We start from the raw sequence: 18,044 nt of genomic DNA, 5'->3' as shown, positions 1-18,044 counted from the left end.
GGCGGAGAGGCGCGAGGCCGGGCGCCTCACGCGGAATTCAGGCGACGCGGCGCGGAGCGGGCAGGCGTTCCGCCGCGGCCGCGACCATGTTAGAGAATATGCGGAGGCCCCCTCCGCTTTTCAAGGGCGATGTCGAGGATGAGCGAAGGCGCCGGCCGGACGGCCGCGGAAAAGGGGCGGAGATCGGGACCGGACGCGGGAGCCGAAGCCGGGTCCGCGCGAAAGCCGCGCGCCGATTCCCTGCGCAACCGCGAGAAGCTGCTCGTCGCCGCCAGCGCCGTCTTCGCGCAGGGCGGCCCGGAGGCGAGCCTCGAAGCCGTCGCCCGCCGCGCAGGGGTCGGCATCGGCACGCTCTACCGTCATTTCCCGACGCGTGAGGCGCTGTTCCTGGCCGTCTACCGGCGCGAGGCTGAGGAGCTGGCGGCGCTGTCCGACGATCTCGCGCGGCTCAACGACCCCGAGGCGGCGCTGCGCCGCTGGCTGCACGCCGCGGTGGGGATGGTGGCGACCAAGCGCGGCATGGCGGCGGTGCTGAGCCCGGCGCTCGACGCCGACGACCCGCTTTTCGCGGAGGTGAAGACGCGCCTGCACGACGCCATCGCGGCGCTGGTCGCGCGCGGGGTCGAGGCCGGGGCGCTGCGCGACGATATCTCGGCGCTGGACGTGATGCGGGCGCTGTTCGGCTTCTGCTACGCGCCCGGCCCGGCCGACAACTGGCAGGACGCGGCGCTGCGCCTGCTCGATGTGTTCGTCGACGGGCTGCGGCGCCCGCCCGAAGCCTGACGGGGGGGGCCCGCCCCGCCCCGCCCCCCCTCCTCCGCCCGGGACCGGCCGGGCCGGCGGTTCAGCCGGCGGCGCGGTCCAGCATGCCGAACAGGTCGCGCGGGTCGTCCGGATCCGCCAGCATGTCCAGCCGCTCGACGCAGCCGGCGGCGCGGGCCCGGTCATGGACCCAGCGCAGGGCGCTGAAATCCTCGATGGCGAAGCCGACGCTGTCGAAGAGGGTGATCTGGGCCGCATCCCGGCGCCCCTCGGCCTCGCCGCGCAGCACCTGCCAGATCTCGGTCACCTCGTGGTCGGGGGCGAGCTGCTGGATCTCGCCCTCGATCCGGGTCTGGGGCGGATATTCCACGAAGATCCCGGCGCGCAGCAGGATGTCGCGATGCAGCTCGGTCTTGCCCGGGCAGTCGCCGCCGATGGCGTTGATATGCACCCCGGCCCCGATCATGTTGTCGGTCAGGATGGTGGCGTTCTGCTTGTCGGCGGTGCAGGTGGTCACGATCTCCGCCCCCTCCACCGCGTCCTGCGCCGAGCCGCAGGCGACCGCCTCCAGCCCGTGCCGCGCGAGGTTGCGCAGCGCCTTCGCGGTCGCGGCGGGGTCGATGTCGTGGATCCGCACCGTCTCGATCCCGCAGATCGCCCGGAAGGCCAGCGCCTGGAACTCGCATTGCGCGCCGGCGCCGATCATCGCCATGGTCCGCGCGCCTTTCGGCGCCAGAAGCCTGCCGACAAGCGCCGAGGTCGCCGCCGTGCGCAGCGCGGTCAGCACGGTCATCTCGGTCAGCAGCAGCGGGTAGCCGTTGGCGACCGAGGCCAGCACGCCGAAGGCCGTGACCGTCTGGAACCCGGCCTTGAGGTTGGCGGGATGGCCGTTGACGTATTTGAACCCGTAGCTCTCGGCGTCGGCGGTGGGCATCAGCTCGATCACCCCGTCGCGGGAATGCGAGGCGACGCGCGGGGTCTTGTCGAAGTCCGGCCAGCGGCGGAAGTCGGCCTCGATATAGTCGGCGAGCTCGCGCAGCGCGGTCTCCAGTCCGATGCCGTTGATCAGCGCCATCATGTTCTGGACCGAGACGAAGGGCACCCAGGCCAGTTCGGACGGCGCGGGCGCCGTGGCGGGGCGGGGCGGCGGGGGGACGGAATGGGTCATGTCAGAGGGTTCCCGTGGCGCGGTCGAGCACGCGGCGGCCGAAGAGGCTCGCCGCCAGGTCGGTCATCAGGCGGACGGTGCGGGCGCGCTCGTCCAGGAAGGGGTTCAGTTCGGCCAGATCCAGCGAGGTGACGAGGCCGCTGTCGTGCAGCATCTCCATGATCAGATGCGCCTCGCGGAAGGTGGCCCCGCCGGGAACGGTGGTGCCGACGGCCGGCGCGATGGCGGGGTCGAGGAAGTCGACGTCGAGGCTGACATGCAGCCGCCCGTTCGCCTGCGCCACCCGCTCCAGGAAGGCCGCCAGCGGTCGGGCGACGCCGTTTTCGTCCAGCGCGCGCATGTCATGGGTGACGATGCCGGCGTCGGCGATCAGCCGCCGCTCCGCCATGTCGACCGAGCGGATGCCCATCATGCACAGGTCGCGCGGATCGACCGGGGCGAGGCAGGGCGGAAAGCGCTCGAACCCCGGACGGCCGGTGAAATAGGCGACCGGCACGCCGTGCAGGTTGCCGCTGACCGTGGTGCCGGGGCTGTGCAGGTCGGGATGCGCGTCGAGCCAGAGCACGAATTGCCGGCGGCCCAGATCGGCCGCGTGGCGGGCGACGCCGCTGACCGTGCCGGCCGACATCGAATGATCGCCGCCGAGGAAGATCGGCAGATCGCAGTCGCGGGCCATCTCATGGGCGCTTGCGGCCAGCGCTTCGGTCCAGGCGGCGACGGGGGCGAGGTTGCGCAGGCGGTCGTCGGGCTCTCCCGCCGGGGGGAGGTCGCGGGGGCGGGCGTCGCCCAGGTCGGTGACGTCCCAGCCCAGTTCGGCCAGCGTCTCGGGCAGGCCGGCGGTGCGGAAGGCGGCGGGGCCCATCACGCAGCCGGGTTGCGAGGCGCCTTCCTGGATCGGCGCGCCAAGTATCCGGCAGCTGCGGGTCATGTCTCATCCTCTCGTCTCGGTTTCGGCTGGCGGCACTCTGCGCGGGGCGGGTGGCGGGACGAAGAGGGGGATTTGCGCAATTCGGCGGCCATTCTTCGCAAAACGGCGGGTCTGCGTGCATTATGGCAAGGCGAGGCGGCGACTCGACCGCGATTCCCCCCGCCCCTGACCGGAGCCCGACATGGCCGAACCGACCGCCACCGACCGCCGCCTGCTGGCCGCGCTGCGCGACGACGCCCGCGCCTCGATCACCGAACTGGCGCTGATCGCCGGCGTGTCGCGGACCACCGTGCGCAGCCGGCTGGACGGGTTGGTGCGTGAGGGCCGCATCCGCCGCTTCACCATCGAGACCGACCTGGAGGACGAGGACGCGGTCCGCGCCATCACCATGGTGGAGCTTCAGGGCCGCATGTCGCGGGAGGTGATCCGCAAGCTGCGCGCCATTCCCGAAGTGTCGGCGGTGCATTCGACCAGCGGCGCCTGGGACCTGGTGGTGGAGCTGCGGGCCCGCAGCCTCGCCGGGTTCGACCGGGCGCTGCGCGAACTGCGTGAGATCCAGGGCGTGTCGAACAGCGAGACCAGCCTGCTGCTGGCGCGGGCCCCCGACTGATCCGCGTTCGCCCTCGGGCAGGCGGCCTGGCCGACGCGGGCCCGGGGACGGGCGCCCCCTGCGCCCGGCCTCACCAGGCGGCGCGCATCGCCTCGATCAGCGCCGGAGGGGGCAGGGGGACCGGGTTGGCCTTCATCGAGGACGAGGCGGCCGAGGCCTCGGCGATGGCGCCCAGTTCCGCCTCCGCCACGCCCATGGCGCCGAGCCCCGGCAGCCCTTGCGCCCGTCCCCAGGCGGCCAGCGTCGCGGGCGCTTCGGCCGGGTCGCCGCCAAGCGCGGCGGCGATCCAGCCCCGGACCTCGGCGAAACGGGGGGAGGCGCCGGCGGCCAGGGCGGTCTCGTTGGCCGTGAGGATCGCCGGCAGCAGCGCTCCGCAGACCGCGCCATGGGGGGCCGAGGGGGCCATGCCGCCGATCACGCCGGCCAGCCCGTGCACCGCGCCCAGCCCCGAATTGGCCAGCGCCAGCCCGCCGCAAAGGCTGGTCCAGGCCAGGCCGTCGCGGGCCTCCGCGTCCTCGCCCGCCATCAGCGCCGCCAGCGCCGCGAGACCGCGCGGGATCGCGTCGCGGCACAGCGCATCGGTCAGCGGGTTGGCGCGGGCGCACAGATACGGCTCGATCACCTGGGTCACGGCGTCGAGCCCGCTGGCCAACGTCACCGCCCGCGGCGCGCCGTCGGTCAGGGCGGGGTCGACGATGGCGAGCCGGGGCAGCATGCGCGCGTCGCGGAGCGAGACCTTGCGCCGGTCGCCGGGCGCGAGGATGACGGCGTTCTTGGTGACTTCCGCCCCGGTGCCGGCGGTGGTGGGCAGGGCGATGAAGGGCAGGGGCGCGGTCTCCAGCGGCAGGCCGCGGCCGACGACTTCGAGATGGTCCATCATCGGGCGGGCGGCGGGCGCCAGCGCCGCGATGGCCTTGCCCGCGTCGATGGCGGCGCCGCCGCCCAGCGACAGGATCACCTCCGCGCCATGGGCGCGCGCGGCGGCCACGCCGGCCTCGATCAGGGGGACGTCGGGTTCGCCGGGGCAGGCGAAGCGGGCGGCGACGAGCCCCGCTGCCTCCAGCGCCTCGGCCAGCCAGTCGGCGCGCGCCGCGGTCGCGCCATGGACCAGCAGCGCCCGCGCGCCCATCCCCGCCGCCGCCGCCGCCGCGCCTTCGGCGGTCCCGCGGCCAAAGCGGATTTCCTGCGCGGTGAGGAAGGAGAACGGGGTCATGGCGAGGCTCCGGCGCGGACTGTCTGGGAGGCGCGACCCTGCCCGAGCCGGGCCCGGGGGCGCGAGCCGGCGCGGGGTCGCGGCCGGCGTGAACGAGGGGGGGCGAGGGGGGCGAGAGGGGGCGAAACGCAAGGAGGCCGCGAGCGAACCCGCGGCCTCCGATCTTGAGACGCTCAGTCCCGGATCACTTCCAGGACGAGATCAGCTCGTCATAGGAGACGGTCATCGGCTCCGGCTTCTCGTTGTCCAGCTTCGGCTTCGGCGCGCCGGGCTGGGAGAGCCAGTGCTCCGCGTCCATCTCCTCGTTCAGCTTCGGACCCAGGTCGCCCTGCACGCCGGCCCGCTCCAGCCGCTGAAGCACCCGCTCCTGCTGCTCGCACAGGCTGTCCAGCGCCTCCTGCGCCGACTTCGAGCCCGAGGACGCGTCGCCGATGTTCTGCCACCACAGCTGCGCCAGCTTGGGGTAGTCGGGGATGTTGGTCCCCGTGGGCGACCACTGCACGCGGGCGGGAGAGCGGTAGAACTCCACCAGGCCGCCGAGCTTCGGCGCCCGCTCGGTGAAGCTGTCGTGCTGGATGGTGGATTCGCGGATGAAGGTCAGCCCGGTATGGGCCTTCTTCACGTCCACGGTCTTGGAGGTGACGAACTGGGCGTAGAGCCAGGCGGCCTTGGCGCGGTCCACCGGGGTCGACTTCATCAGCGTCCAGGAGCCCGCGTCCTGGTAGCCCACTTTCATGCCTTCTTCCCAGTAGGCGCCGTGCGGGGACGGGGCCATGCGCCACTTGGGCATGCCGTCCTCGTCCAGCACCGCCGCGGCGCCGTCGCCGACCATGTCCGCGGTGAAGGCGGTGTACCAGAACATCTGCTGGGCGATGGCGCCCTGGGCGGGGACCGGCCCGGCCTCGCCGAAGGTCATGCCGGCCGCGGCGGGGGGCGTGAACTCATTGAGCCACTTGACGTATTTCTCGATGGCATAGACCGCCGCCGGGGAATTCGTCGCCCCGCCCCGCGCCACGCAGGAGCCGACGGGCTGCGAATTCTCGTTGACCCGGACGCCCCATTCGTCGACCGGCAGCCCGTTGGGCTCGCCCTTGTCGCCCATGCCGGCCATCGACATCCAGGCATCGGTGAATCGCCAGCCGAGCGACGGGTCCTTCTTGCCGTAGTCCATGTTGCCATAGACGGTCTGGCCGTCGATCTCGCGGCCGGTGAAGAATTCGGCGATGTCCTCATAGGCCGACCAGTTGACCGGCACGCCGAGATCGTAGCCGTATTTCTCCTTGAACTCGGCCATGATCGCGGGATCGGTGAACCAGTCGTAGCGGAACCAGTAGAGGTTCGCGAACTGCTGGTCGGGCAGCTGGTAGAGCTTGCCGTCCGGCCCGGTGGTGAAGCTGAGGCCGATGAAGTCCTCCAGGTCCAGCCCCGGATTGGTGACGTCGGCGCCCTCGCCCTCCATCCACTCGGTCAGGTTGCGGGCCTGCTGGTAGCGCCAGTGGGTGCCGATCAGGTCCGAGTCGTTGATGTAGCCGTCATAGATGTTCTCGCCCGACTGCATCTGGGTCTGCAGCTTCTCGACCACGTCGCCCTCGCCGATCAGATCGTGGGTGATCTTGATCCCGGTGATGGCGGTGAAGGCGGGGGCGAGCACCTTGGATTCGTATTCGTGGGTGGTGATGGTCTCGGACACGACCCGGATGTCCATGCCCGCCATGGGCTTGGCGGCGTCGATGAACCACTGCATCTCGGCTTCCTGCTCGGCGCGCGACAGGGCCGAAAGCTCGCCGATCTCGGCGTCGAGGAAGGCCTTGGCGGCCTCCATGTCGGCCCAGGCCGGCGCGCCGAGCAGGCCCAGGGCCAGCGCGAGCGCGGTGGTGGAACGGAGCGGATACGGCATGTGATGTCCTCCCTGCGGACGAGTGTTATCGGGACCGCGCGGCCCGCCCCCCTCCCGGGGCCGGGCCGCGCGGAGGCTTGCTCACACCCAGCGGAACACCGCCGCGGCGTAGACGAGGCAGATGGCCAGCGCCCAGGGCTGGGGCGCCCCGGAGAGCGCCAGCCAGGCCAGGTTGATGAAGGCGGAGCCCAGCAGCGTGATGAACAGCCGGTCGCCGCGCGTGGTCTCGATCCCCAGCACGCCGGTGCGCGGCGTCTCGGGGAAGCGGATCGCGAGGAAGGTGAAGGTCGCCAGCAGCGCCGCGATCACCCCGAAGAAGATCGCCGTTTCGGTGGTCCAGGCCATCCATGCCATTGAAGTCGCTCCCTTTCCCGGCGCTCAGACGCGGCCCAGCGCAAAACCCTTGGCGATGTAGTTGCGCACGAACCAGATCACGAGGGCGCCGGGCAGGATGGTCAGCACCCCCGCCGCCGCCAGCACCCCCCAGTCGAGCCCGGAGGCCGAGACCGTGCGGGTCATCGTCGCCGCGATCGGCTTGGCGTCCACCGAGGTCAGCGTGCGCGACAGCAGCAGCTCGACCCAGGAGAACATGAAGCAGAAGAAGGCCGCGACCCCGATGCCCGACGCGATCAGCGGCATGAAGATGCGCAGGAAGAACCGCCCGAAGGAGTAGCCGTCGATATAGGCGGTCTCGTCGATCTCCTTGGGGACGCCGCGCATGAAGCCCTCCAGGATCCACACCGCCAGCGGCACGTTGAACAGGCAATGCGCCAGCGCCACCGCGATATGCGTGTCGAACAGCCCGACCGAGGAATAGAGCTGGAAGAAGGGCAGCGCGAACACCGCCGGCGGGGCCATGCGGTTGGTCAGCAGCCAGAAGAACAGGTGCTTGTCGCCCAGGAACCGGTAGCGAGAGAACGCGTAGGCCGCGGGCAGGGCGGCGGCGATGGAGATGACCGTGTTCATCACCACGTAGATCAGCGAGTTCACATAGCCCATATACCAGCTCGGATCGGTGAGGATCGTCCGGTAATTGGCGAAGGTCAGGTCATTGGGCCACAGCGTGAAGGTCGACAGGATCTCCGCGTTGGTCTTCAGGCTCATGTTCGTCAGCCAGTAGATCGGCAGCATCAGGAACAGGAGGTAGAGGGTCATCACGACCGCGGAACCGATGCGGGGGCGAGCGCGGCTCATTTGCGGCCCTCCCGCGCGTCCATCGTGGTCATGACGGTGTAGAACACCCAGCTCACCAGCAGGATCACCAGGAAATACATCAGGCTGAACGCCGCCGCGGGGCCGAGGTCGAACTGCCCCAGCGCCATCTTCACCAGGTCGATGGACAGGAAGGTGGTGTCGTTGCCGGGCCCGCCGCCGGTGACCACGAAGGGTTCGGTATAGATCATGAAACTGTCCATGAAGCGCAGCAGGATGGCGATCATCAGCACGCCCGACATCTTGGGCAGCTCGATATAGCGGAACACCGCCCAGCGGCTGGCCTGGTCGATCTTGGCGGCCTGGTAATAGGCGTCGGGGATGGATTGCAGCCCGGCATAGCCCAGCAGCGCCACCAGCGAGGTCCAGTGCCACACGTCCATGACGATGACCGTCGCCCAGGCGGCGTAGAAGTCCTGGGTGTAGTTGTAGTCGATCCCCAGCTCCGCCAGCGTCGCGCCCAGCAGCCCGATGTCGACCCGCCCGAAGATCTGCCAGATGGTGCCCACCACGTTCCACGGGATCAGCAGCGGCAGCGACATCAGCACCAGGCAGACGCTCGCCCAGGCGCCGCGCTTGGGCATGTTGAGCGCGATGAACACGCCGAGCGGCACCTCGATGGCCAGGATGATCGCCGAGAACGCCACCTGGCGCCCCAGCGCGTTCCACATGCGGTCCGAGGCCAGCAGCTCCTCGAACCACTCCAGCCCGGCGGGGAAGAACTGGTTGTTCCCGAACGTGTCCTGCACCGAGTAGTTGACCACGGTCATCAGCGGGATCACCGCCGAAAAGGCGACCAGCGCCAGCACCGGCAGCACCAGCAGCCAGGCCTTCTGGTTGACCGTCTTGTCGTTCATCTCGGGCGGCTCCTTTCGCGAAACGGGGCGGGGACGGGGGCGGGCGGCGTCAGGCCGCCGCCCCCTCCACCCGCCAGTCGTCAGCGTAGACGTTGATGCGGGCCGGGTCGAAATGCAGGCGGGTCTGGTCGAGGCCGACCCCCGCGCCCTCCGGCGCCACGACATTGACCGGCAGCGGCCCCGACGGGCCGTCGATCTCGGCGCGCACGATCTTGTGGCGGCCCACATCCTCGACCCGCCGGATGCGGGCGGGCAGGCCGGCGCCCGAGCCGTCGTCGGGCAGGAGGCGGGCGTATTCCGGGCGCACCCCGATCTCGACCTTGCCTTGGAGACCCGGATAGGCCGCGCCCAGCTGCACCGTCCCGCCGGGCACGCGGGCCGTGGTCCCCTCGATCTCCGCCGGCAGCAGGTTCATGCCGGGCGAGCCGATGAAATAGCCGACGAAAGTGTGGGCCGGGGTTTCGAACAACGCCTCGGGCGTGCCGATCTGGACCACGCGGCCCTCATGCATCACCACCACCTTGTCGGCGAAGGTCAGCGCCTCGGTCTGGTCATGGGTGACGTAGATCATGGTGTGGCCGAAATCGTGATGCAGTGATTTCAGCTGCGTGCGCAGCTCCCATTTCATCTGCGGGTCGATGACGGTCAGCGGCTCGTCGAACAGCAGCGCGTTGACGTCCTCGCGCACCATCCCGCGGCCGAGGGAGATCTTCTGCTTCGCATCCGCCGTCAGCCCGCGGGCCTTGCGGTCCAGCGTCGCCTCCATGCCGATCATCGCGGCGATGCTCGCCACCCGCTCGGCGATATAGGCGGGATCGGCGCCGCGGTTGCGCAGCGGAAAGGCCAGGTTCTCGCGCACCGTCATGGTGTCGTAGACCACCGGGAACTGGAACACCTGCGCGATGTTGCGGGCCGCGGTGGGGGCGTCGGTCACGTCCACGCCGTCGAACAGGATCCGCCCCTGGCTGGGCCGCAGCAGGCCCGAGATGATGTTGAGCAGCGTGGATTTCCCGCAGCCCGAGGCGCCGAGCAGCGCGTAGGCCTCCCCGTCCGCCCAGTCATGGTCGAGCTGCTGCAACGCGTAGTCCTCGGGCCCTTTCGGGTTGGCGAGGTAGGAATGCGCGAGGTTGTCGAGCGTGATCTTGGCCATGGTCCCGTCCCCCCTCAGGCCGCGGCCGCATAGGCGGCGGGGGCGGCGAGCCGCCCGTCCGGGGCGAAGAGATAGACATGCGCGGGGTCGAGCCACACGGTCAGCGGCGCCCCGATCTCCAGGTCATGCACCCCGTGCACCAGCCCCACCCAGCGCGCGCCCGCATGGTCGAGATGCACGAAGGTCTCGGAGCCGGTCAGCTCGGTCACCCGCAGATGCGCCTCGAAGGGGATCGCGGCGGGGGCGTGGGCGGAAAGCTCCAGATGATTGGGCCGGAAGCCCGCCTGGTAGCGCCCGTCGGGCAGGGCCGCGAAGGCGCCCGAAGCCGGCGTCTCGCGTCCGGCCTCGAAGACCAGCACGTCGCCGCGCTTCTCCACGTTCAGGAAGTTCATCGGCGGGTCGGAGAACACCCGCGCCGTCACCGCGTCGGCGGGACGGCGATAGACCTCCGGCGTCGGGCCGAACTGGGTCACGCGGCCTTCCCAGAGCGTCGCCACGGCGCCGCCGAGCAGGAGGGCTTCTTCGGGTTCGGTGGTGGCGTAGACGAAGATCGCGCCCGAATCCTCGAAGATGCGGGGGATCTCGATGCGCAGTTCCTCGCGCAGCTTGTAGTCGAGGTTCGCCAGCGGCTCATCCAGCAGCACCAGGCCGGCGCCCTTGGCCAGCGCGCGGGCCAGCGCGCAGCGCTGCTGCTGGCCGCCCGAAAGCTCCAGCGGGCGACGGTCGAGCATCGGGGTCAGCTTCAGCATCTCCGCGGTTTCGCGCACCACGCGGTCGATCTCGGCGGAGGGGCGGCGCTGGAGGCGGAGCGGGGAGGCGATGTTGTCGTAGACCGACATCGACGGGTAGTTGATGAACTGCTGGTAGACCATGGCGACCTGCCGGTCCTGCACCCGCATGCCGGTCACGTCCTTGCCGTCCCACAGGATCCGCCCGGCGCTCGGCGCGTCCAGCCCCGCCATCAGCCGCATCAGCGAGGTCTTGCCCGACAGCGTCGGCCCCAGCAGCACGTTCATGGTGCCGCGGGAAAGCGTCAGGTCGGTGGGATGGATATGGGTCTCGGCCCCCGCGGTCCGGGTCACGCCGTCGAGCGTCAGGGTCATCGGCGGCGCCTTTCGCACGGCGACGGACCCGCGGCCTTCGCGCATGACGACGGAGAAGCCGGGACATGACCTCGCCGCGCGCGGAGGGCGCGCACCCTGTGCGGACCTGACATTTGCACCCTCCCTGGGGATGTTCTCTCGCCGGCCAAAAGGCCACGAACCGTTGCGTGCGTCAATCGCACATGTTCGGATTTTTTCGCATTCCGAAAAAGGCCTATGTCTCAGTCTGTCGCCGGAAATGACGCGGCCCTATGCGGTGATTTCCGCCCCGGTTTCGCTATGCGAAACGCTCGGATCATGCGCGAAAACATTCGCTTTGGCGCGCTTTTCGGGTCATTCCGGGAGTCCCGCGCCGGCCGCGCGTCAACGGAGCCGCCGTCATGGCACAGATATTCCGCCACCCCGAGATCCTCGAGATCGCGCGCCAGGAGGGCCGGGTCACCGTCGAGGATCTCGCCGCCCGTTTCGGGGTCACGGTGCAGACCATCCGCCGGGATCTCGCCGACCTGGCCGAGGCCGGGCGGCTGGCGCGGGTGCATGGCGGGGCGGTGCTGCCCTCGGGCGTCTCCAATATCGGCTACGAGGACCGCCGCGCCCTGAACCTGGAGGCCAAGGCCGCCATCGGTCGGGCCTGCGCGCGGGATCTGCCGGACGGGGCCTCGGTGTTCCTGTCCATCGGCACCACCACCGAGGCCGTGGCGCGGGAGCTTCTGCGCCACCGCAACCTCATGGTGGTGACCAACAATCTCAATATCGCGCATATCCTGGCCGGCGCCGCGGATTGCCAGGTGGTGGTGACCGGCGGCCGGCTGCGCCCGGCGGACGGGGGCATGGTCGGCGATCTCGCGGCGGCGAGCATCGAGCGGTTCCGCTTCGACATCGCGGTGATCGGCTGCTCGGCGCTGGACGCGGGCGGAGACCTGCTGGATTTCGACCTGGCCGAGGTCGCGGCCTCGCGCATGATCGTCGCCCAGTCCCGGCAGGTGCGGCTGGTCGCCGACCACACCAAGTTCCACCGCCGCGCGCCGGTGCGCATCGCCTCGTTGGCGCAACTGGACGCCTTCTACACCGACCGCGCGCCGGCCCCCGAGGTCGCGGAGCGGTGCCGCGACTGGGGGACGGAGCTTCGGATCTGCGGGTAGAGCCGGGGGGGAGCCCAGCGGGGCGCGCGGTGGGGGCCGGCGGGGGGAGCGCGGCGGGTTCGCACCCGCCCTACGGCGTTGCGCGCCGGCGCCCGGCCCGGATGCCGGGCGTCAGAACTCCAGGCAGATCTTTCCGAAATGCCTGCCGGCCTGCTGGTGGGCGAAGGCCTCGGCCAGCCCCTCCAGCGGATAGACCGCGTCGATCGCCGGGCGGATGCCCGTCGCTTCCAGCGCCGCCACGAAATCCTGCTGGTGGCGGCGGCTGCCCACGATCAGGCCCTGAAGCCGCTGCTGGCGCGCCATCAGAAGCCCGGTGGGGATCTCTCCCGCCCGTCCGGTCAGCACGCCGATCAACGAGATATGCCCGGCCACCTTCGCCGCCGCGATGGATTGCGCCAGCGTGCCGGCGCCGCCGACCTCGATGACGTGATCCGCGCCGCGGCCCCCGGTCAGCGCGCGCACCCGCATCCCCCAGTCCGGCGTCTCGCGGTAGTTGATGACCTCCGCGGCGCCCAGCGCGCGCAGCCGTTCGGCCTTCGCCTCCGACGACGTGGTGGCGATCACCGTCGCCCCCATCGCCCGCGCGATCTGCAGCGCGTAGATCGACACGCCCCCCGAGCCGAGCGCCAGCACCACTTCGCCCGCCTTCAGCCCGCCGTTCACCGCCAGCGCCCGCCAGGCGGTGAGGCCGGCGGTGGTGATGGTGGCGGCCTCGGCCGCCGACCAGCCGGCGGGGGCGCGGGTGAACCAGGCGGCGGGGAGGGTCGCCGCCTCGCGCGCATAGCCGTCGATGCCGTCGCCGGGCACGCGGGCGAAGTCGGAGGGCACGTCCCCCCCGTCCTGCCAGTCGGGGAAGAAGCAGGACACGACCGTGTCGCCGGGCGCGAATTCGGTCACGCCCTCGCCCACCGCCTCCACCTCTCCGGCGCCGTCGGACATGGGGATGCGCCCGTCGACGGCGCCGTTCGGCCGGGTCGCGACCAGCAGGTCATGGTAGTTCAGAGAGCTGCCGCGCAGCCGCACGCGGATCTCGCCGGGCCCGGGGGCGGGGGCTTCGGGGCCCTCGCCGAGGGCCAGGTTCTCCAGCCCGCCCGGGGCCGTGATGGTGATGCGCCGCATGCTCGCCTCCCTCGCGTCATGGTCCGGCCGCCGGGGCCGGTTGGGCGCGCAGGATGCACGCGTCGGGGGGCCGAGACCATGGGCGGCGCGCGCGGCGCGTTCCCCGCGACCATCTCGCGCGCGCGCCCGCGTTGACCCTGCGCCGGGGGGCGCGCCTGATGCGGGGGTCTTCACCAGTCCGGGAATCGCCTCATGTCCACGCCGCCCCTCACCAAGTCCCGTCGCCTCGGCGATGCGCTGCACCTGTCGGGGGAACTCGGCTTCGGCGCCGACGGCGCGATCCCCGAGGGCATCACGGCCCAGACCGAGAACACCATCGACCGCATCGAGGCCACGCTGAAGGCCGAGGGGCTGGATCTGTCGGACGTCGTCTCCGCCACCTGCTATCTCACCGACAAGGCGGATTTCGCGGCCTTCAACGCCGTCTACGCGGCCCGCTTTCCGCAGCCCTATCCGACGCGGACCACCATCGAATGCGGGCTGATGATCGACGCGAAGGTCGAGATCACCGTCGTCGCCAAGGTCCGCTGAGCGTGTCGGCGGGGGGCGCGTCGGGCCGGGAGGTCATCGTGCTGGGCGCCGGCATGGTCGGCGTCTCGGCGGCGCTGGCGCTGCAGGCGCAGGGGCGGGCGGTGACGCTGGTCGATCGCGGCCAGCCGGGGCGCGAGACCTCCTACGGCAACGCCGGCATCATCCAGGCCGAGGCGGTGGAGCCCTACGCCCTGCCGCTCAGCCTGCCGACCCTGGCGCGCATGGCGCTGAAGCGGGACAATGCGCTCAACTATCATCTCGGCGCCATGCCGGGGCACCTGCCGGGGCTGCTGCGCTATTTCCTCAACTCGCGCCCTGCGAAGCATCGGGCGATTTCGGTCACCTTCCGGGTTCTGACCGAGGGCGCGACCGCCGCCCACGCCCCCCTGATCGAGGCCGCGGGCGCCGGCGCGATGATCCGGCGGGAGGGCTTCCGGCAGATCTATCGCACCCGGGACAAGCTGGACGCCGAGATCCGCGAGGTCGAGCGGCTGAGCCGCGACTACGGCGTGAACGCCACGGTGATGGACGGCGCGGCGCTGGCGGAGGCGGAGCCGAACATCAAGCGCCCCATGGCCGGGGCGGTGCAGTGGAACGACGCCTGGACCTGCTCGGACCCCGGCGGGCTGACCGGGGCTTACGCCGAGCTGTTCGCCGCGCGGGGCGGCGCGGTGGTCTCGGGCGACGCCGCGAGCCTGACCGCGCAGGGCGCCGGCTGGCGGGTTTCGACGGCCGACGGCCCCGTCTCCGCCCCCGACGCGGTGGTGGCGCTGGGCCCGTGGTCGCCGGCGCTGCTGGCGGGGTTCGGCTATCGCATCTCCATGGTGCGCAAGCGCGGCTATCATCGGCATCACCGCTGCGCGGCCGGCCCGGTCCTGCCCCTGATGGACGCCGATCATTCCGCGGTGCTGGCGCCGATGCGGGCCGGGCTGCGGGTGCTGACCGGGGCCGAGCTGACCGCCGAGGGCGCCCGCCAGACCCCGGTGCAGCTGTTGCGCGCCGAGGCCGGCGCGGCGGAGCTGTTCGACCTGGGCGCCCCGGTGGAGAACGAGCCCTGGACCGGCGTGCGCCCCTGTCTGCCCGACATGCTGCCGATGATCGGCGCCGCCCCGCGCCACAAGGGGCTGTGGTTCGATTTCGGCCATGGCCATCAGGGGTTCACGCAGGGCCCGGTCTCGGCCGCGATGCTGGTGCGCGCCATGGCGGGGGAGCGGGACGCGGTGCTCGATGCGCTGGCGCCCAGCCAGGCGCGGTTCGCCTAACGGCGGCGGGGCGAGGCGGGTTCGCACCCGCCCTACAGGCGTGGCGCTGCGCTCGTAGGGCGGGTTTCAACCCGCCGCTCCGCCCCCCCCCGGCCCGCCTCAACCCGCCTCACCCCGCCTCAACCCGCCGGCGCAGGCGGGGTTTCATCGAACGCGTCCAGCGGCCAGATCGGGCGGCGCAGCCTGGCGAAGCGGGTTCGCGAATGGTCATGCGTGGCGAGCCCGCCGCTGTCCGCAAGGACCACCCGCCGCGACATGGGTTCGAAAGCCGCGCGGAAATGGTGGGCGGATTTCACCGCCACCACCTTGTGCGCCGCCGGCTCCGCCCCCAGCGTCTTGAACATCTGCTGATCCCAGGCCTGAAGCGCGTGGGTGGAGATCGCGACCTTCACGCTTCCCGCCCCCACGGAGACCTCCAGCAGCGCCGAGGGGCCCATGGCCATGCTCACCCCGGTATGCATCGGCCCCTCGCAGGTGAAGTCCCCGTCCGACAGGCCGATCACCGTGCCGGTCAGGGTCACGGGCGGCCCGTAGCTCTCGGGATGACGCCGGGCGCCGAGGGTCAGCGTGATCTCCGCCCCGAGCCCCGCCGCATGGCATTCCGCCGCCGCGATCCCGTCGGGCATGACCCCGAAGAGCCCGCTTTCCACGCCGGCGCCCACCATCGCCTCCAGCAGCCGCACATGGTCGCCATAGGCGCCCGAGCCCGGATTGTCGGAGAAATCCGCGATCACCAGCGGGCGCGGATCGTCGGTGGCCCGGGTGGCGAGCGCCATGGCCTCCGGCAGGGACAGGATGTCGACGGTCTGCTCGGCGCGCCGGCGCCATGCGGCCTCGTACAGCGTCAGGGCGGCGGCGCGGGCCTCGTCCTCGGCGCCCGGGGCGGCGGCGTCGTAGGTGACGTGAAAGCTCGGCCCCGCCTCCTCGATATCGGACTGGGTGAAGCCGGCGCAGACATCCGCCGACAGCAGCGCGGGGTTCGCCGCCTCCATCGTTGCGGCCATTTCGAGGAAGTCCGACATCGGCCCGCCCTGGGTGCGCCCGTGATTGCAGCCGTCGAGCATCGGGCCCTGCAGGCGCACCACCTTCGGTCGGATCTCGCCCGCCATGGCGCGCTCCAGCAGGGCGGCGGCGCGGGCGGCGGTCTCGTACTGGTCGATATGCGGATAGGTCCGGTAGGGGACGATGATGTCGGCCAGCGCCGCCATCCGCGACGTGACGTTGGCGTGCAGGTCCAGCGTGATGGCGATGGGCGTCCCCGCGCCCAGCCGGTCGCGCAGGCCTTCGAGGATCGCGCCCTCGGCGTCGTCCTCCGTCTCCGTCACCATGGCGCCGTGCAGGGCGAGGATGACCCCGTCGCAGGCCACGCCCTCGGCCGCGGCGAAAAGCGTGTCGCGCAGCACCGTCCAGGCCTCCGCCGTGGCCTTCCCGTAGGGGGTGGCGTTGGCGACGATCGGCTGGGTCAGGTCCCAGCCGAAACGGTCGGCGGCGTCGAGATGGGCGGCGATCTCCGTCCGCGTTCCGCGCAGCGCGGGCGGAATCGCGTCGCCCTCCAGAAGCAGGCGCTTGCGAAAGCTCTCCAGCGTGGTGGGCAGGACGCAGAAGGTGTTGGTCTCATGCGCGATCTGGGCGGACAGCACGCGCCGCCGGGCCGGGGAGCTCATCGGGACAGCCTTTCGAGGTCGGGGATCGGGCGGCCGAGGCCGAGGCCCGCCAGCGCCGTCTCCACCGCCTGCGCCACGGCCAGCAGGCGGGCGTCGCCGCCGCGCCGGCCGCAGAGCTGGATCGAGAAGGGCAGGCCGTCGGCGTCCAGCCCGCAGGGCAGCACGATGCAGGGATGCCCGGTCAGGGTCAGCCCGTAGGCCATGGCGAGCCAGTGGAAATAGGTGCGCATGGGCGCGCCCCCGATGGTCATCGGGGCCAGCGTGGCATGCGGGAAGGGCGGCGTCGCCACGGCCGGCGAGATCAGGATGTCGCGCCCCTCCATGAAGCCGAGGAACCGGCGGTAAAGCGCGGTATGCGCGCCCTGCGCCCAGGCGGCGTCGCGGAAGGTGAAGGTCTCGGCCTGTTCCAGGTTTTCCAGGATGTTGGGGCCGAGCAGGGCGCGCTCCGCCGCCGGGCGGGCGCCGTGGGCGGCGATGAATTGCAGGGCGCGCTGGATGTCGAAGATGCGATCGGCGTCGGCCAGGGGCGGATCGGCGCGCTCGGCCCGCCCGAAGACGGGGGCGAGGGCGGCTGCGACGTCCTCGAACCGGGTGCGGATGGCGGGGTCCACCGGCGCGAAGCCGAGATCGGCGGAGATGGCGACGGTCAGGGATGAAAGATCCGCCGGCGCGGGCGGGGAAAGCGGCGCGCCCAGGGGCGCCGACAGCGGGTCGCGGGGGTCATGCGCCGCGATCGCCTGCATCAGCAGGGCGGTGTCGGCCACCGTGCGTCCCATCGGTCCGTGGACCGAGATCGGGGCGTAGCCGAACCCCTTCTTCTCCATCGGCGACAGGCCGGGCGTGGGCCGGAACCCGACCACGCCGCAGAACGCCGCCGGCGTGCGCAGGCTGCCGCCGGTGTCCGATCCGGTGGCCAGCGGAACCATCCCCGCCGCCAGCGCCGAGGCCGAGCCCCCCGACGAGCCCCCGCAGGTCCGCTCCGGCGCGAAGGGGTTGCCCGACGCGCCGTAGACCGGGTTGGTCGAATTCCCGCCCGCGCCGAATTCCGGCACGTTGGTCTTGCCGACCACGATGCCGCCCGCCGCCCGCACCGCGGCCACGATGCGTTCGTCCGCCGTCGGCACGTTGTCCGCGAAGAGCGGCGAGCCGAAGGTGGTGCGCAGGCCCTCCGTGTCCTGCAGATCCTTGATGCCCACCGGCAGCCCGTGCAGGGGGCCGAGCGGGCGCCCCTCGGCCACGGCCGCCGCGGCGTCCTCCGCCTCCGCCCGCGCGCGGTCGAAGCAGGTGGCGGTGATCGCGTTCAGCGCCGGGTTCGCCGCCGCGATGCGGGCGAGGCAGGCGTCGAGAAGCTCGACCGGGGTGATGGCGCGCCGCCCGATCAGGGCGCGCGCCTCCACCGCGTCGAGGTCGCAGAGCTCGGTCATGG

General features: G+C 71.7%; 17 protein-coding genes. 5 read left to right on the top strand and 12 right to left on the bottom strand.

Annotated features, from left to right (window positions below; genetic code table 11):
- The first annotated feature begins 138 nt into the window (after positions 1–138).
- Positions 139–783 carry a TetR/AcrR family transcriptional regulator gene (locus BLV24_RS13960; RefSeq protein ID WP_092682757.1) on the top strand — a complete coding sequence of 215 codons (645 nt, stop codon included), beginning with the start codon at positions 139–141 and terminating at the stop codon, positions 781–783.
- A 61-nt stretch (positions 784–844) separates the two neighbouring features.
- Here the strand turns inward: BLV24_RS13960 and BLV24_RS13955 are convergent, their stop codons facing one another.
- Together BLV24_RS13955 and rocF are read right to left on the bottom strand one after the other, a co-directional pair.
- Positions 845–1,930, bottom strand: a complete 1,086-nt coding sequence (locus BLV24_RS13955) for an ornithine cyclodeaminase (RefSeq protein WP_092682755.1) — start codon at positions 1,928–1,930, stop codon at positions 845–847.
- Between the two features lies 1 nt (position 1,931).
- Entirely contained in the window at positions 1,932–2,858 is a 927-nt protein-coding gene (gene rocF, locus BLV24_RS13950) for an arginase (RefSeq protein WP_092682753.1), read from the bottom strand.
- A gap of 181 nt (positions 2,859–3,039) precedes the next feature.
- Between rocF and BLV24_RS13945 the strand changes: the two genes are divergently transcribed.
- The gene (locus BLV24_RS13945; RefSeq protein WP_092682751.1) at positions 3,040–3,468 is read left to right on the top strand and encodes an Lrp/AsnC family transcriptional regulator; all 429 of its coding nucleotides are present in this window, start codon (positions 3,040–3,042) and stop codon (positions 3,466–3,468) included.
- 70 nt (positions 3,469–3,538) lie between these two features.
- Here the strand turns inward: BLV24_RS13945 and BLV24_RS13940 are convergent, their stop codons facing one another.
- The 7 genes from BLV24_RS13940 to BLV24_RS13910 form a co-directional block, all read right to left on the bottom strand.
- Entirely contained in the window at positions 3,539–4,681 is a 1,143-nt protein-coding gene (locus BLV24_RS13940) for an iron-containing alcohol dehydrogenase (protein ID WP_092682749.1), read from the bottom strand.
- Positions 4,682–4,865: 184 nt separating this feature from the next.
- Positions 4,866–6,578 (bottom strand): ABC transporter substrate-binding protein, encoded by a 1,713-nt coding sequence (locus BLV24_RS13935; protein ID WP_092682747.1) that lies wholly within the window; start codon positions 6,576–6,578, stop codon positions 4,866–4,868.
- Positions 6,579–6,659: 81 nt separating this feature from the next.
- Positions 6,660–6,932: a DUF2160 domain-containing protein gene (locus tag BLV24_RS13930; RefSeq protein ID WP_092682745.1), complete on the bottom strand. Its 273-nt coding sequence runs from the start codon at positions 6,930–6,932 to the stop codon at positions 6,660–6,662.
- Between the two features lie 24 nt (positions 6,933–6,956).
- Positions 6,957–7,772 (bottom strand): carbohydrate ABC transporter permease, encoded by an 816-nt coding sequence (locus tag BLV24_RS13925; protein WP_092682743.1) that lies wholly within the window; start codon positions 7,770–7,772, stop codon positions 6,957–6,959.
- Complete coding sequence (locus tag BLV24_RS13920) at positions 7,769–8,647, bottom strand: carbohydrate ABC transporter permease (RefSeq protein ID WP_092682741.1); 879 nt, start codon at positions 8,645–8,647, stop codon at positions 7,769–7,771. The genes BLV24_RS13925 and BLV24_RS13920 overlap by 4 nt, the downstream gene beginning before the upstream one ends.
- A gap of 49 nt (positions 8,648–8,696) precedes the next feature.
- Positions 8,697–9,797 (bottom strand): ABC transporter ATP-binding protein, encoded by a 1,101-nt coding sequence (locus BLV24_RS13915; RefSeq protein ID WP_092682739.1) that lies wholly within the window; start codon positions 9,795–9,797, stop codon positions 8,697–8,699.
- A gap of 14 nt (positions 9,798–9,811) precedes the next feature.
- Entirely contained in the window at positions 9,812–10,900 is a 1,089-nt protein-coding gene (locus BLV24_RS13910) for an ABC transporter ATP-binding protein (RefSeq protein ID WP_092682928.1), read from the bottom strand.
- Between the two features lie 380 nt (positions 10,901–11,280).
- Between BLV24_RS13910 and BLV24_RS13905 the strand changes: the two genes are divergently transcribed.
- Positions 11,281–12,042, top strand: coding sequence for a DeoR/GlpR family DNA-binding transcription regulator (locus tag BLV24_RS13905; RefSeq protein WP_092682737.1), 762 nt, complete (start codon positions 11,281–11,283; stop codon positions 12,040–12,042).
- 111 nt (positions 12,043–12,153) lie between these two features.
- Here the strand turns inward: BLV24_RS13905 and BLV24_RS22885 are convergent, their stop codons facing one another.
- Positions 12,154–13,161: a zinc-dependent alcohol dehydrogenase family protein gene (locus tag BLV24_RS22885; RefSeq protein WP_092682735.1), complete on the bottom strand. Its 1,008-nt coding sequence runs from the start codon at positions 13,159–13,161 to the stop codon at positions 12,154–12,156.
- Between the two features lie 192 nt (positions 13,162–13,353).
- Between BLV24_RS22885 and BLV24_RS13895 the strand changes: the two genes are divergently transcribed.
- Together BLV24_RS13895 and BLV24_RS13890 are read left to right on the top strand one after the other, a co-directional pair.
- The gene (locus BLV24_RS13895; protein WP_092682733.1) at positions 13,354–13,692 is read left to right on the top strand and encodes a RidA family protein; all 339 of its coding nucleotides are present in this window, start codon (positions 13,354–13,356) and stop codon (positions 13,690–13,692) included.
- 38 nt (positions 13,693–13,730) lie between these two features.
- Entirely contained in the window at positions 13,731–14,954 is a 1,224-nt protein-coding gene (locus BLV24_RS13890; RefSeq protein ID WP_245710565.1) for an NAD(P)/FAD-dependent oxidoreductase, read from the top strand.
- A gap of 119 nt (positions 14,955–15,073) precedes the next feature.
- On the opposite strand, the gene BLV24_RS13885 is transcribed toward BLV24_RS13890, so the two are convergent.
- Together BLV24_RS13885 and BLV24_RS13880 are read right to left on the bottom strand one after the other, a co-directional pair.
- Positions 15,074–16,618 (bottom strand): M81 family metallopeptidase, encoded by a 1,545-nt coding sequence (locus tag BLV24_RS13885; protein WP_092682729.1) that lies wholly within the window; start codon positions 16,616–16,618, stop codon positions 15,074–15,076.
- Positions 16,615–18,042, bottom strand: a complete 1,428-nt coding sequence (locus BLV24_RS13880; RefSeq protein ID WP_092682727.1) for an amidase — start codon at positions 18,040–18,042, stop codon at positions 16,615–16,617. The genes BLV24_RS13885 and BLV24_RS13880 overlap by 4 nt, the downstream gene beginning before the upstream one ends.
- Positions 18,043–18,044 lie beyond the last annotated feature (2 nt).

It is taken from the genome of Albimonas donghaensis (assembly GCF_900106695.1).
GTDB lineage: Bacteria > Pseudomonadota > Alphaproteobacteria > Rhodobacterales > Rhodobacteraceae > Albimonas > Albimonas donghaensis.
The sequence above is the reverse complement of the archived record's forward strand: the minus strand, read 5'-3'. Positions and strand labels throughout refer to the sequence as shown.

Coding starts and splice junctions, on each gene's coding strand:
- BLV24_RS13915 (WP_092682739.1), bottom strand. CDS start 9,797: ATGGCCAAGATCACGCTCGACAACCTCGCGCATTCCTACCTCGCCAAC.
- BLV24_RS13945 (WP_092682751.1), top strand. CDS start 3,040: ATGGCCGAACCGACCGCCACCGACCGCCGCCTGCTGGCCGCGCTGCGC.
- BLV24_RS13910 (WP_092682928.1), bottom strand. CDS start 10,900: ATGACCCTGACGCTCGACGGCGTGACCCGGACCGCGGGGGCCGAGACC.
- BLV24_RS13880 (WP_092682727.1), bottom strand. CDS start 18,042: ATGACCGAGCTCTGCGACCTCGACGCGGTGGAGGCGCGCGCCCTGATC.
- BLV24_RS13925 (WP_092682743.1), bottom strand. CDS start 7,772: ATGAGCCGCGCTCGCCCCCGCATCGGTTCCGCGGTCGTGATGACCCTC.
- BLV24_RS13885 (WP_092682729.1), bottom strand. CDS start 16,618: ATGAGCTCCCCGGCCCGGCGGCGCGTGCTGTCCGCCCAGATCGCGCAT.
- BLV24_RS13935 (WP_092682747.1), bottom strand. CDS start 6,578: ATGCCGTATCCGCTCCGTTCCACCACCGCGCTCGCGCTGGCCCTGGGC.
- BLV24_RS13940 (WP_092682749.1), bottom strand. CDS start 4,681: ATGACCCCGTTCTCCTTCCTCACCGCGCAGGAAATCCGCTTTGGCCGC.
- rocF (WP_092682753.1), bottom strand. CDS start 2,858: ATGACCCGCAGCTGCCGGATACTTGGCGCGCCGATCCAGGAAGGCGCC.
- BLV24_RS13905 (WP_092682737.1), top strand. CDS start 11,281: ATGGCACAGATATTCCGCCACCCCGAGATCCTCGAGATCGCGCGCCAG.
- BLV24_RS13895 (WP_092682733.1), top strand. CDS start 13,354: ATGTCCACGCCGCCCCTCACCAAGTCCCGTCGCCTCGGCGATGCGCTG.
- BLV24_RS22885 (WP_092682735.1), bottom strand. CDS start 13,161: ATGCGGCGCATCACCATCACGGCCCCGGGCGGGCTGGAGAACCTGGCC.
- BLV24_RS13960 (WP_092682757.1), top strand. CDS start 139: ATGAGCGAAGGCGCCGGCCGGACGGCCGCGGAAAAGGGGCGGAGATCG.
- BLV24_RS13930 (WP_092682745.1), bottom strand. CDS start 6,932: ATGGCATGGATGGCCTGGACCACCGAAACGGCGATCTTCTTCGGGGTG.
- BLV24_RS13920 (WP_092682741.1), bottom strand. CDS start 8,647: ATGAACGACAAGACGGTCAACCAGAAGGCCTGGCTGCTGGTGCTGCCG.
- BLV24_RS13955 (WP_092682755.1), bottom strand. CDS start 1,930: ATGACCCATTCCGTCCCCCCGCCGCCCCGCCCCGCCACGGCGCCCGCG.